Below are 13,879 nucleotides of genomic sequence, written 5' to 3'. Positions count from 1 at the left end.
GGGCCTTGTTGGTTACGGCGCCAGTTCTACCCACGCCGGGGCATGGTCGCTGGGGCGCTCCCAGGTGCGCGGCTCGCGGTCGATGCCCGAGGCCAGCGCGCGCGCCTTGAGCGCGTCGGAGACCAGGGTCAGGTCGATGCGCAGGCCCAGGTTGCGACGGAAGCCGGCCGCCCGGTAATCCCACCAGCTGAACACGCCTTCTTCCTCGCTGTGCAGGCGGAACGCATCGTGCAGGCCCAGCTGCAGCAGCTTGTTCAGGGCGCCGCGCTCGGCGGTGGAGGTCAGGATGTGGTTCTCGTTCCACACCAGCGGGTCGTGCACGTCGCGGGCATCGGGGGCGATGTTGAAGTCGCCCATCACCACCAGCTCCGGGTACCTGGCCAGCTCGGCCTCGACCCAGGCGTGCACGGCCTCGAGCCAGCGCAGCTTGTAGGCGTACTTGTCGGTGCCCACGTCCTGGCCGTTGACCACGTACAGATTGATGATGCGCACGCCGTTGACGGTCCCGGCGATGACGCGCTTCTGCTCATCCTCGAAACCGGGAATGCCGATCTGCACGTCCTGCGCCGGTTCGCGCGAGAGCAGCGCGACGCCGTTGTAGGTCTTCTGCCCGGCAAACACGCTGCGGTAGCCCAGCCCGGCCAGCACCGCGTCGGGGAACTTGTGGTCCTCCATCTTGGTTTCCTGGATACCGACCACGTCCGGCGCGAACGCCGTGAGCCATTGTTCCAGGTGCGGCAGGCGCACGTTGAGCGAATTGACGTTCCAGGAGGCGATTTTCATTTGGGCATTCTACCGGTAGCCACCGACCGTTGGTCGGTGGGCGCACGCCCTGCCGGCTGCTGGCCGGCAGCCTCTCGCGTCCGGGCACGCAGATTTTTGCCACACGCCTGCGTCCCCCGCTAGGCTGTGGCCCACCCCCGGTAGCGCAGATATTCAATGAACGCAGATGCCTTCGTAGCAAGGTGGTACGCGGAGAAAGCGAACCTGCTCGCCATGGCATGGACCCCAGGCACGGCGTGCGCAGCAAGGATCGCCGCGATGGACCTGTCGCCCGAGCAGACCCAGCTGTTGCGGGAGATGCTCGATGTCTTCACCACCGACACCCTCTACACCCTGCTGCTCGGGTTGGATGGCAGCGCTGCGCTGGGCGGTGACCAGCGCCACTACACACTGCTGGACGAGGACGGTTCGGTGATCGCCGAGGAAGGCGATCTGGAAGCTGCGGCCCATGCGTGGTTCCACGAAGACTGATCGTCGCAGCCGGGGCGTTGATCGTTCTTTTCGCAACGCCAAGCTCGAGCAGGCGCGATGCTTAGGCACGGCTGCGTGAGCCGAATAGGCGTGGTAATCGGCTCACCAGCGCATCGGTTCGATTTTACTTGCGCGGGACCCCGGCAGCCGAGCACGTCTCGACGTTACCGTGCAACACGCTAGGGTTTACCGCACCATCGCCTTCAACATCCCGGCGATCTTCGAATACGGCGGCTTGAGCAGATCGCTGGCGGCCCAGCGCGACTGCCACAGGATGGGCAGCTGCTTGCTCATCGCATCGAAACCGGCACGCGCGTGATAGGCGCCCATGCCACTCGGGCCGACCCCGCCGAACGGCAGGCCATTGACCGCGAAATGCAGCAGGGTGTCGTTGACGGTGACGCCGCCGGCCACGACCTGCGCCAGCACCCGTTCCACCTGCGCACGTTCGTGACTGAAGACGTACAGCGCCAACGGGCGGTCACGGGACTGCACCTCTGCGATGGCGGCGTCCAGATCCGGATACGCGCAGACCGGCAGGATCGGTCCGAAGATCTCTTCGCGCATCAGCGCCAGATCCGCGGGCGGATCGAGCACGATGGTCGGCACGATCAGCCGCTCGCGCTGCGCACGCTCGGGATCGACCGTCGCCAGTTCGATCACCGGCACGCCCCGCGCGCGGGCCTCCTCGAGATAGCCACGCAGGCGCTGGTACTGGCCGTCGTGGATGATCCGGGTGTAATCGGCGGCGTCGCTGAAATCGCCATAGCGCGCCTGCACCTGCGTCTGCAGCTGCTGCACCAGTTCGCGCTGGCGATGGCCGTCGATCAGCACGTAGTCCGGCGCGATGCAGGTCTGGCCGGCATTGAAGAACTTGCCGGTGGCCAGCCGCGCGGCCGCCTTCTCCAACGGGTAATCGCTGCAGACGATGGCCGGAGATTTGCCCCCCAGCTCCAGCGTGAGCGGGGTCAGGTGCTCGGCGGCCGCGGCCATGACCTTGCGGCCGATGGCGGTGGAGCCAGTGAACACCAGGTGGTCCAGCGCCGAGCCGGCCACGGCGCTGGCGAGGCCTCCATCGCCCTGCACGACCGCCACGCGATCGGAGGGGAACACCTCCGCCAGCAGCGACTGCAGGAAGGCGCTGGTGCGCGGCGTGTGCTCGGACGGCTTGAGGATCACGTGGTTGCCGGCGGCGATCGCGGTCGCCAGCGGAATCAACGCCAGGTTGACCGGGTAGTTCCAGGGCGAGATCACCCCGACCACACCCAGAGGAACCGGCCGGGTCTGGGCGCGTGCCGGCCAGAACCTCCAGCCGACCCCGACCCGGCGCGGCCGCATCCAGCCGCGCAGGTGGCTGCACAGATGGTCGATGTCGCCGAGCACGGTCATGCCGTCGGCGATCTGCGATTCGTGGGTGGAGCGGTGGCCGAAGTCGGCCGAGATCGCCGTGGCCATCTCCGGCAGGCGGGCCTTGAGGGCCGCTCGCAGGCGCTGCAGGTCATCGCGGCGCTGTTCCAGCGTCGGGCGGTTGGCCTGCCACGCGGCGCGCAGGGTCTGCAGGATCGCGTGAAGCGCGGCAGGATCGGTGTGGGCATCGCTCATGGCCCGACTATAACGGCAGGCTGCGTGAGAGCGGGATCGGTAGTGCCGGCCGCTGGCCGGCAGGCTTGCACGCTTCTCTGTAGGGTCATCGGGAGCCGGCCAGCGGCCGGCACTACCCCGGACACAGAAAGGGCCGCGATTCGCATCGCGGCCCCTTCGTCCTGCCGTGTGGATCACCGTTACTTGGTGATGTCCACGTCCTTGGTTTCATGCAGGAACAGGCCACCGACCACGACCGTCATCAACGCGATGATGATCGGGTACCACAGGCCGTAGTAGAGGTTGCCGGTACCGGCCACCAGTGCGAACGAGATCGCCGGCAGGAAGCCACCGAACCAGCCGTTACCGATGTGGTACGGCAGCGACATCGAGGTGTAGCGGATGCGGGTCGGGAACAGCTCGACCAGGTAAGCGGCGATCGGGCCGTAGACCATGGTCACGTACAGCACCAGCAGCCACAGCATGAAGATCGTGCCGGGGATGTTGATGCGCGCATTGTCGGCCTTGGCCGGGTAACCGGCGGCACCCAACGCACCCTTGAGCTCTCCGCCGAAGGCATCACCCTTGGCCTTGAGTTCTTCCTTGGTCAGGCCTGCAGCCTCGTAGGAGGTCACCGCGGTGGTCCCGACGTTGACCGTCGCCAGCGTACCAGCCGGTGCCGGCTTCACTTCATAGGGCACACCGGCTTTGGTCAGGGCCGCGGTGGCCACGTCGCAGGAGCTGGTGAACTTGCGCAGGCCAACCGGATCGAACTGGAACGAGCAGGTGTTCGGATCGGCATTGACCAGCGCCGGCGAGTTGGTGCGGGCTTCTTCGATGGCCGGGTTGGCGAAGTGGGTCAGGCCCTTGAAGATCGGGATGTAGGTGATCGCGGCCAGCAGACAGCCGGCGAGGATGATCTTCTTGCGGCCGATACGGTCGGACAGCCAGCCGAAGAAGATGAAGAACGGCACGCCCAGCGCCAGCGCTGCAGCGATCAGCAGATAGGAGGTGGTGGCGTCGACCTTGAGCATGCTGCTCAGGAAGAACAGCGCGTAGAACTGGCCGCCGTACCACACCACGGCCTGACCGGCTGCGGCACCGAGCAGGACCAGCAGCATCAGCTTGAGGTTGCCGTCCTTGAGGCTGTCACGGAACGGGGTCTTGGAGCCCTTGCCTTCAGCCTTCATCTGCTGGAACAGCGGGGATTCGCTCAGCTGCAGGCGGATCCACACCGAGATGCCCAGCAGCACGATCGAGACCAGGAACGGAATACGCCAGCCCCAGGCTTCGAACGCTTCATTGCCCAGGAAGTAGCGGCAGGCCAGGATGATCAGCAGCGACATGAACAGGCCAAGCGTCGCGGTGCACTGGATGAAGCTGGTGTACAGGCCACGCTTGTCGGCCGGTGCATGCTCGGCGACATAGGTCGCCGCGCCACCGTATTCGCCACCCATCGCCAGGCCCTGGGCCAGGCGCAGGATGATCAGGATCACCGGGGCGGCGAAACCGATCGAGGCGTAGTTGGGCAGCACGCCGACCAGGAAGGTCGAGATGCCCATGATCAGGATCGTGACCAGGAAGGTGTACTTGCGGCCGATGCGGTCGCCGAGGCTGCCGAAGAAGGCCGCGCCGAACGGACGCACGAAGAAGCCGGCCGCGAACGCCAGCAGGGCGAAGATCATGCCGGTGGTTTCATTGACACCGCTGAAGAACTGCTTGGCGATGATCGCGGCGAGCGAGCCGTACAGGAAGAAGTCGTACCACTCGAAGACGGTCCCCAGGCTGGACGCGAAGATGACCTTCTTGTGTCCCTGGGTGAGTTGGGCTTTCGCCGGTGCAGGTGTTGTTGACATGGGACGCTTCCCCTCCGAAGCAATCGTGGTGGTGTGCCGGCTGTACGCCGGCACGCGTTTTCTGTTTTAGAAGCTGTATTTCGTCGTGAACTGCAGGCGGCTGATATCGCCCTTGCGGCCATCCTCGATCTCGCGCACGCCGTACATCAGCTCGGCGCCGACATCGACCTTGGGCATCGGCGTGTAGAACACGTTGCCGCGGATGCTCTGCACGCTCTTGGTGACCAGCGGGCCGAGACTGCCGTCGTTGTCGTAATCACTGCGCGCGTAGATCAGGTTGGTGCGCAGCTTCGGGGTGAAGGCGTGGCGCCAGCCCACGTAACCGGCCAGCACACCGGTCGGGTTGAGTTCGTCACGGGCGATGTCATACGCGGTGTCGGCGGTGACACCCAGGCCGATGTAGCGCGCGATGCCTTCGCCGCCGGTGACCTGGTAATGCAGAGTGTCGGTCGGGCCCATCACCCACTTGCCGCCGAGGGTCAGGCCGCCGGCGATCTTGTCCGCGTCGGCACCGGTGGTCTGGTTGTCGACCTTGAGCTGGCGAACCACGCCGCCGACCCCGAAGGTGCCCCAGTCACCCTTCCAGCCATACCGCAGCGTCAGGTCCGGCAGTGCGCCACGGTCGGAGTTGTTGGCCACGTTGGTCCACACGCCGGTGACCGGGTTGCGGGTGCCGGTGAGCAGCGTGGTTTCCGGGTTTTCCAGCGCGACACTGAAGCCACCCTGGGTGTAGCGGATCTGGGCCTGGCGCACGAAGATCACGCCATCGGTCGGGCCGACGAAGTCGGCCGCTTCCGGCAGCGAGGCCGCGTCCATGAAGTTCGACCAGGTCTGGCCGGCCATCCAGTTGTTCCAGTACATGTAGGCGTGACGCAGGGTCGCACCGTAGGTATTGGTCGCGGTCTGGTTGCCCAGCGAATTGCCGAAGAAGTCCATCTCGAAGAACGCACCGGACTTGTTGCCGGCCTCGCTGACATTGTCGATGCCAAGGTTGAAGCGCGAGAACTTGGCGTGGGCGTTGTAGTCCACGTCCGAGCGCTTGCCGCTGCCGCCGGCGCCGGCCACCGGGGTCTGGCCCGGCAGGTACAGCGCGCGACCGGTGGCGTCGTCGGCCAGCTGGCCGTCGCCGGTCTGGGTGGCCAGGAAATCGGCCTTGATGAAGCCACCGATCTTGACCGTGGTGCCCGGCGCGGCGCCGGGGGTGATGGTGGTGACCTGGATCGGCTGCTTGCCGGCCGGCACAGTGGCCGCCGCCGGCTGCTGCGCCTGCACCGTGCGCACGGCGGTGACATCGGTCTGGGCCTGGCTGATCTGGGCCTGCTGTTGCTGCTGGTTGTTCAGCAGCAGCTGGACCTGGCGCTCAAGCTCGACGACGCGGGCTTCCAGCGCTTTTTCTTTTGCGGTTTCAGCGAACGCCATGCCTGGCGCGATCAGTGCGACGAACAGGGCGGCGGCCAACGGCCGGCGTGTCGTCCTCAGCAAACGGTGGCTCATGTTGCCCTCTCTCCCGGGTGGCAAAGTGATGCCGCGCGTGGGGCACGGTCGAGCCGAGGGTGCGGCGCGTTGACGCACCGAAGCTATTGGCCATTAGTCGTACTCGCCCCAAGGGGCGAGTACGACCGGGCGCCGGCAGGGGACCGGCAGGGGACCGGCAGGGGACCGGCAGGTGCCGCAGGCACCGCGTAGGTACCGACCGTTGGTCGGTACGCCTTGCCTCACGACCAGCAGTCTTGAGCTACCGAGCTAGACGGCCCTCTCATACCAGGGCATGCGGCGTTCGACCATGGTCTAACCACCTCGACACCGCGCAGGCGGGTGGATGCGGCAAACTGAGGGGGAGAGGTCGCCGCTTATGCTGCGACCGCACAACCCAAGTCAACGTGCAAGTGAGGGTGCCATGGCTGATCTTTACCCCGTCGACGCCGCGTTCGCCGCGGCATCGCGGATCGACAGGAACACGTACCAGCAGCTCTACCGTGAATCGGTGGAGCACCCGGACGCCTTCTGGGGCAAGGCCGCCGAGCGCCTGGACTGGTTCAAGAAACCGACCCGCATCAAGAACGTCAGCTACCAGCTCGATGATTTCCGCATCAAGTGGTTCGAAGACGGCGAACTCAATGCCAGCGTCAACTGCCTGGACCGGCAGCTCGACAAACGCGGTGACAAGGTCGCCCTGCTGTTCGAACCGGACAGCCCCGATGCACCCGCCCAGGGCGTGACCTACCGCGAGCTGTATGAGCGCACCTGCCGCCTCGGCAACGCGCTGCGCAACCTCGGCGTCAAGAAAGGCGACCGGGTCACCATCTACCTGCCGATGATCGTCGACGCCGCCGTGGCCATGCTGGCCTGCGCACGCATCGGTGCGATCCACTCGGTGGTGTTCGGCGGCTTTGCCCCGAACTCGATCGCCGACCGCGTCATCGACTGCGGCAGCAAGCTGATCATCACTGCCGATGAAGGGCTGCGCGGGGGCAAGAAGATCCCGCTCAAGGCCAACGTCGATGCGGCGCTGAAGCTGCCCGGCACCACCACCGTGGAAACGGTGCTGGTGGTGCGCCACACCGGCGGCGCGGTGGACATGCAGGCCCCGCGCGACCGCTGGTTCCACGATGTGGTGGACCCGCAGCCGACCCAGTGCGAGCCCGAGCGCATGAATGCCGAGGATCCGCTGTTCATCCTCTACACCTCCGGCTCCACCGGCAAGCCCAAGGGCGTGCTGCACACCACCGGCGGTTACCTGCTGTATGCGGCCTACACCCATGAAGCGGTGTTCGACCTGCGCGAGGACGACATCTACTGGTGCACCGCCGATGTGGGCTGGGTCACCGGCCACAGCTACATCGTGTACGGCCCGCTGGCCAATGGCGCAACCTCGGTGATGTTCGAAGGCGTGCCGAACTTCCCGAACACGTCCCGCTTCTGGGAGGTGATCGACAAACACCAGGTCACCATCTTCTACACCGCCCCGACCGCGATCCGCGCGTTGATGCGCGAAGGCGATGCACCGGTCAAGCGCACCTCGCGCAGTTCGCTGCGCCTGCTCGGCAGCGTCGGCGAGCCGATCAATCCCGAAGCCTGGCGCTGGTACTACGAGGTGGTCGGCGACAGCCGCTGCCCGATCGTGGATACCTGGTGGCAGACCGAAACCGGCGGCATCCTGATCTCGCCGCTGCCCGGCGCGGTCGATCTCAAGCCGGGCTCGGCCACCCTGCCCTTCTTCGGCGTGCAGCCGGCCCTTGTCAACGCCGATGGCGGGATCCAGGAAGGGGCCACCGAAGGCAACCTGATCATCCGCGATTCGTGGCCGGGCCAGATGCGCACGGTCTACGGTGACCATCAGCGTTTCATCGATACGTATTTCCGCACCTACCCGGGCAGCTACTTCACCGGCGACGGCTGCCGTCGTGATGAGGATGGCTACTACTGGATCACCGGCCGCGTGGACGACGTGATCAACGTCTCCGGCCACCGCATCGGTACCGCCGAAGTGGAAAGCGCGCTGGTCTCGCATCCCAAGGTGGCCGAAGCGGCCGTGGTCGGCTTCCCGCACGACATCAAGGGCCAGGGCATCTATGCCTACGTGACCCTGATCGCCGACGAGACGCCGAGCGAGGAGCTGCACAAGGAACTGGTCGCCTGGGTGCGCAAGGAGATCGGGCCGATCGCCGCGCCCGACCACCTGCAGTGGGCCCCTGGCCTGCCGAAGACACGCTCGGGCAAGATCATGCGCCGCATCCTGCGCAAGATCGCCGAGAACGCGCCGGATCAGCTCGGCGACACCTCGACCCTGGCCGATCCGTCGGTCGTGGCCTCGCTGGTGGAAGAACGCAAGGTGAAGTGAGGGGTCGCCCCATCGCATTCGCGCTGTCGCTCCCACGGTCCGCAAGCGGACCGTGGGCCCTTCTCACCATCACCCACACCCCCGCCGCTGCGCGGCCGCCCCTGACTCTGGGGGCTGTCGTCTCGATACACTCGTTCCGTTTCAGCGCGTTACCCCTTTCGCAACATGGCCCCCACCATGCCTACCCTCCTGATTGCCGATGACCACCCGCTGTTCCGCGAAGCCCTTCGCGGCGCCGTGAGCCGTGTCATCCCCGGCGTGCAGCTGTACGAAGCGGACAGCGTGGAAGCGCTGTACCAGCTGGCCGACCAGCACACCGACGCCGACCTGGTCCTGATGGACCTCAACATGCCCGGTGCGCAGGGCTTCAATGCGCTGGTCCACATGCGTGCCCTGCACCCGCAGCTGCCGGTGGTGGTGGTCTCCGCGCGTGAGGAACCGACCGTGATGCGCCGCGCGCTCGACCACGGTGCGTTCGGCTTCATCCCCAAATCCGCCGATTCGGACACGATCGGCCATGCGCTGGGCACCATCCTCGATGGCGAAACCTGGGCCCCGCCGGAGGCACACAACGTGCCACCGACCGGCCGCGAAGAGCGCGAGATCGGCCAGCGCCTGCGCGAGCTGACCCCGCAGCAGTTCCGCGTGCTGCAGATGCTCGGCGCCGGCCGCCTCAACAAGCAGATCGCCTACGACCTCAATGTCTCCGAGGCGACGATCAAGGCGCACGTCACCGCGATCCTGCGCAAGCTGGGCGTCACCAACCGCACCCAGGCGGTGCTGATGGCCGGCAAGCTGGCCATCGATGACGAGCAGATCGTGTTGCCGCCCGAAGAGGAGTGAGGGCACCACGCGGATCGGTGGCGTAGAGCCGACCGTTGGTCGGCTGCAGAGCCCGATCACGCCGTGCAGCCGACCAACGGTCGGCTCTACCCGCCACGGCTTATAGCCGGGGCTATGAAATCCAGCGTGACCTGCGCAATTGCCGGTAGACGCGCCACGCCACAACCCCGGTGCTAAGCTTCGCGTCCCCTTGGGGAGTAGCCGGATTCCTGCTGCAGGAATCGCCCGCATCAACATACTCGGCCAGTGCGCCGTGGTGCGGGCAACCATCATGGTTGGCGAGACCAGCGGTCCGCGTGCGCAACGACAGGTTGGGCGCGTTCGCGGTCCGTTGCTCGATATCGCCCGACCTGCCGCGTACCCCAATGTCGCCTGTTTCGATCCTGCTGATCGGCTTTGCCATGTCCACCGATGCCTTCGCCGCGGCGATCGGCAAAGGCGCGGCGATGCGCAAGCCCCGCTTCTCCGATGCGCTGCGCGCCGGCCTCATTTTCGGTGTCATCGAAGGCATCACCCCGGTGATCGGCTGGCTGCTCGGCCGCGCCGCGCTGCAGTACGTGGAGGCCTTCGATCACTGGATCGCCTTCGGCCTGCTCGGTGCGCTGGGCGTGCACATGATCATCAATGGCCTGCGCCCAGACGACGGCGCGGACGACGAGGACACCAGCAAACACCATGGCTTCTGGCGCCTGGCGGTGACCGGCTTCGCCACCAGCATCGATGCGATGGCGGTGGGCATCGGCCTGGCCTTCCTCGATGTGCATATCGGCGTGATGGCGCTGATCATCGGCCTGTGCACGCTGACCATGGTGACGATGGGCATCATGCTCGGCCGCGTGCTGGGCGGCATGGTCGGCAAGCGCGCGGAGATCATCGGCGGCCTGATCCTGATCATCATCGGCTCGACCATCCTGTACGAACATCTCAGCGGCGCCATGGCCTGACCGCCTGCCGCCGCCTCCCAAGGACGCCTGCGGCTAGAGATCGCCGCGGGTATCGTGGAAGGCGGCCAGGAAGGCGCGCAGCGAGGCCGGCTTGATCGGCTTGGTCAACAACCGGTAGCCACGGTCGCGCGCCATCCGCTTGAGCTCATCGCGCCCATCGGCGGTGAGCAGCGCACCCGGAATCGCACGGCCGGCCTTCTGGCCCAGCGCCACCAGCGTATCCAGCCCATCCAGGCGGTCATGCAGGTGGTAATCCACCAGCATCACATCCGGGCGCTCGACGACTTTCTCCAGCGCCTGGTCGACGGTACTGGCAGTGATCACCTGTACCTGCCAGCGCCCCAGCAGCGCGCGCATGCCGTCCAGGATTTCCTGGTCGTTGTCCACGCACAGCACGCGCATCCCGGCCAGCGAATCGGCACGGGTGGCCGGGCTGGGCGCCGGCGAGGACATCGCGGCCGGCAGCTGCGGCGCGGCCACCAGGGGCAGCAGGATCGAGAACATGCTGCCGCTGCCCACGCGGCTGCGGGCGTTGAGGCGGTGATCGAGCAGGCGCGAGATGCGCTGGCAGATCGACAGGCCCAGCCCCAGGCCCTGCTCGCCCCAGTCGAACGGCTGCTGGTAGCGGTGGAACTCGTCGAATATCTGCTGCATGTGGTGCTCGGGGATGCCCGGGCCGGTATCCCAGACCTGCAGCTCCACTTCCGGCCCGCGATGGCGCACGGCCAGCACGATGCGCCCCTGGCGGGTGTAACGCAGTGCGTTGGCCAGGAAGTTCTGCAGCACGCGCCGCAGCAGGCGGCGGTCGCTGCGCACCCAGGCCGGGCGCGCGAACAGATCCATGCGCAGGCCGCGCCCGGCGGCGACGGGCGAGTACTGCGCCGCCAGCTCGCGCATCAGCAGGCTGACATCGAAATCCCCGATCACCGGGTGCAGGCCGCCGGCGTCCAGGCGGGAGACATCCAGCAGGCCATCCAGCAGCTCCTCGGCCGCGCGCAGCGAGGCATCCACGCGCTCGGCCAGGTGCCGCTGCTCTTCGTTGTTGTGGTGGCTCTCACGCAGCGCCGAGGCGAACAGGCGCGCGGCATTGAGCGGCTGCAGCACATCGTGGCTGATCGCCGCCAGGAAGCGCGTCTTGGACTGCTGCGCCATCTCGGCCTCGTGCGATCGCTCGGCCACGCGCTGCTCCAGCGTCTCGTTGGCTTCCAGCAGCGCGCGCTCGGCGTGTTTGTAGTCGGTGATGTCGTTGTAGCTGGTGACATAGCCACCGCCGGGCAATGCCTGGCCGCGCATCTCGATCACTTTGCCGTCGCTGCGGGTGCGCTCGAAGATGTGCGGCGAACCGGCGCGCATGTAGCCGATGCGGCGGTTGATCTGCACCTCGATGTCGCCCTCGCCCAGCTCGCCACGCTCGGCGTTGTAGCGGATCAGGTCGGCCACCGGGCGGCCGACGTAGAGCATCCCGTCGGGGTACCCGAACATCTGCTGGTAACGGCGGTTCCAAGCGGTCAGGCGCATGTCCGGGTCGACCACGCTGACCCCGGCACTGATGTTCTCCAGCGTGGTGGAAAGAATCTCGCGGTTGAAGCGCAGCTCCTGCCCGGCTTCGTCGAGCACCGCCACCACTTCCCCCAGGTCCATGCCCGAGCCGCGCAGCAGGCTGGTCAGCAGCAGGCGTGCGGAGGCGGCGCCGATCGAGGCCGCCAGCAGGCGCTCGGTGAACTGCACCCACGCCCGGTCCGCCGGCGCGGAGGCCTGCAGCTCGCGATCCATCGACTGCGCCTGCTCGAAGAAGGACCGGCGCGCATGGCGGTCACCGACCACCCGTGAGGCCAGCGCCAGCAGATCGCCCACATGCACGTTGCCGGGCCACACACCGGCCACCGAAGGCCGCTGCGCGTACGGGTCCAGGAACGGCGCGGCACGCAGGCGCTCGTCCACGCCCGGGCGCCAGCGCACGGAAACCAGCACCATCGCCGCGACATTGACCAGCAGCGACCAGAACGTGCCATGGGTCAACGGGTCCCAGCCGCTCATGCCGAACAGATGCTGCGGCTGCAGCCAGCCGATCCCGAACGGCCCGTGCACCAGCCAGGCCTCGTCCATCCAGCCGGCATGCGTGAGCGCGGGCAAGAGCAGCGTGTACACCCAGGTGGCGAAGCCGAGCAGCATGCCGACCTCCACGCCCCGGCGGCTCGCTCCCCGCCAGTACAGGCCGCCGATCAAGCCCGGCGCGAACTGCGCCACGGCGGCGAAGGCCATCAGCCCGTACGAGGCCAGGGTGCTGTCGTTGCTGCTGCCGCGGTAGTAGCTGTAGGCGACCAGGGCCAGCAGCAGGATCGCCGTGCGCCGGATCCAGAGCACGCGCGAGGCAACGTCGGCCGCCTCCTGGTGGTCGCCACTGCGGCGCAGCAGCACCGGCATCACCAGATCGTTGCTGACCATGGTGGCCAGCGCGATCGAGGCCACGATCACCATCCCGGTCGCGGCCGAGAAACCGCCCACGTAGGCCACCAGCGCCAGGAACTTGCGCCCCTCGGCCAGCGGCAGCGCCAGTACCATGCTGTCGTCGGCGACGCTGCCGCCGGTGCCGAACAGGGTCACGCCAGCCGTGGCGATCGGAATCACCATCGCCGAAATGATCACCAGGTAGGCCCCGAACATCCAGCGCGCGCGGCGGATGTCGCGCACGTCGCCGCACTCCACCACCGCTACATGGAACTGGCGCGGCAGGCAGATGATCGCCAGGAAGCTGAGCAGCGTCTGCGAGATGAAGCCGACCGGTGGCAGCCCGGTGAACAGCGTATGCGCGGACTCGATCACCGCATCGGTGCGGTCGTTGAGCCACAGGTAGGCGAACAGGCCCAGCGCCACCATCGCGATCAGCTTGATCATCGATTCCAGCGCGATCGCCAGCATCATGCCGTGGTGGTGCTCGGTGGCGTCCACCTGGCGGGTGCCGAACAGCGTGGCGAACAAGGCCATCAGCAGCGCCACGTAAAGCGCCGGGTCGGTGAAGAAGCCGGTCGGGCCGACGTTGCCGGTCAGCACCTGCAGGCTCATCGCCACGGCTTTGTACTGCAATGCCAGGTACGGCACGATGCCGATCAGTGCGATCACCGCCACCAGCGCGGCCAGGCGCCGCGAGCGGCCGAACCGCGAAGAGATGAAATCGGCGATGGACACCACGTTCTGGCTGCGTGCGATCAGTGCCAGGCGCTCGATGATGCGCCAGCCGAACACCCACAGCAGCAGCGGCCCCAGGTAGATCGGCAGATAGCCGATGCCATTGCGCACCGCCGTGCCGACCGCCCCGTAGAACGTCCACGACGAGCAGTACACCGCCAGCGCCAGGCTGTAGACCACCGGGCGCAGCCATGGCCGGTCCGGATACATCGGGCGGCGGTCGCCCCACCACGCCACGGCGAACAGCAGCGCGGCGTAGACCACCGAGACCAGCAGCAGGATCCAGCTAGAAACCACAGGGTTGTTTCCGCAAGAGCAGCCCGCAGTGTAGGCCACGACCGTTGGTCGTGGCGCTACGGGGCCGGCCGGCGTCC

At 67.0% G+C, this 13,879-nt stretch carries 9 protein-coding genes and 1 riboswitch; of the genes, 4 read left to right on the top strand and 5 right to left on the bottom strand.

Features of this window, described 5'->3' with window-relative positions:
• Positions 1 to 12: 12 nt before the first annotated feature.
• Positions 13 to 783: an exodeoxyribonuclease III gene (gene xth / locus POS15_RS18125; protein ID WP_019185609.1), complete on the bottom strand. Its 771-nt coding sequence runs from the start codon at positions 781 to 783 to the stop codon at positions 13 to 15.
• A gap of 258 nt (positions 784 to 1,041) precedes the next feature.
• Here xth and POS15_RS18120 point away from each other — a divergent pair, with 258 nt between their 5' ends.
• Complete coding sequence (locus tag POS15_RS18120) at positions 1,042 to 1,254, top strand: hypothetical protein (RefSeq protein WP_019185608.1); 213 nt, start codon at positions 1,042 to 1,044, stop codon at positions 1,252 to 1,254.
• Between the two features lie 186 nt (positions 1,255 to 1,440).
• Here the strand turns inward: POS15_RS18120 and POS15_RS18115 are convergent, their stop codons facing one another.
• The 3 genes from POS15_RS18115 to POS15_RS18105 form a co-directional block, all read right to left on the bottom strand.
• Positions 1,441 to 2,856 (bottom strand): coniferyl aldehyde dehydrogenase, encoded by a 1,416-nt coding sequence (locus POS15_RS18115; RefSeq protein ID WP_046272971.1) that lies wholly within the window; start codon positions 2,854 to 2,856, stop codon positions 1,441 to 1,443.
• Between the two features lie 179 nt (positions 2,857 to 3,035).
• The gene (locus POS15_RS18110; protein ID WP_019185606.1) at positions 3,036 to 4,691 is read right to left on the bottom strand and encodes an MFS transporter; all 1,656 of its coding nucleotides are present in this window, start codon (positions 4,689 to 4,691) and stop codon (positions 3,036 to 3,038) included.
• Positions 4,692 to 4,757: 66 nt separating this feature from the next.
• Positions 4,758 to 6,185 carry a DcaP family trimeric outer membrane transporter gene (locus POS15_RS18105; protein ID WP_019185605.1) on the bottom strand — a complete coding sequence of 476 codons (1,428 nt, stop codon included), beginning with the start codon at positions 6,183 to 6,185 and terminating at the stop codon, positions 4,758 to 4,760.
• A gap of 403 nt (positions 6,186 to 6,588) precedes the next feature.
• Between POS15_RS18105 and acs the strand changes: the two genes are divergently transcribed.
• From acs to mntP, 3 genes are all read left to right on the top strand, one after another.
• Positions 6,589 to 8,532, top strand: a complete 1,944-nt coding sequence (gene acs, locus POS15_RS18100) for an acetate--CoA ligase (protein WP_284128619.1) — start codon at positions 6,589 to 6,591, stop codon at positions 8,530 to 8,532.
• A 177-nt stretch (positions 8,533 to 8,709) separates the two neighbouring features.
• Positions 8,710 to 9,375 carry a response regulator transcription factor gene (locus POS15_RS18095; RefSeq protein WP_019185603.1) on the top strand — a complete coding sequence of 222 codons (666 nt, stop codon included), beginning with the start codon at positions 8,710 to 8,712 and terminating at the stop codon, positions 9,373 to 9,375.
• A 186-nt stretch (positions 9,376 to 9,561) separates the two neighbouring features.
• Positions 9,562 to 9,652, top strand: a riboswitch (yybP-ykoY riboswitch).
• 88 nt (positions 9,653 to 9,740) lie between these two features.
• Positions 9,741 to 10,319, top strand: a complete 579-nt coding sequence (gene mntP / locus POS15_RS18090) for a manganese efflux pump MntP (protein ID WP_019185602.1) — start codon at positions 9,741 to 9,743, stop codon at positions 10,317 to 10,319.
• Positions 10,320 to 10,352: 33 nt separating this feature from the next.
• Here the strand turns inward: mntP and POS15_RS18085 are convergent, their stop codons facing one another.
• Positions 10,353 to 13,802, bottom strand: a complete 3,450-nt coding sequence (locus tag POS15_RS18085; RefSeq protein WP_019185601.1) for a PAS domain-containing hybrid sensor histidine kinase/response regulator — start codon at positions 13,800 to 13,802, stop codon at positions 10,353 to 10,355.
• Between the last annotated feature and the right edge of the window lie 77 nt (positions 13,803 to 13,879).

The sequence above is a fragment of the Stenotrophomonas sp. BIO128-Bstrain genome (genome assembly GCF_030128875.1).
In the GTDB taxonomy this organism is placed as follows: domain Bacteria; phylum Pseudomonadota; class Gammaproteobacteria; order Xanthomonadales; family Xanthomonadaceae; genus Stenotrophomonas; species Stenotrophomonas bentonitica_A.
This window is presented reverse-complemented; position numbering and strand designations above follow the sequence as displayed.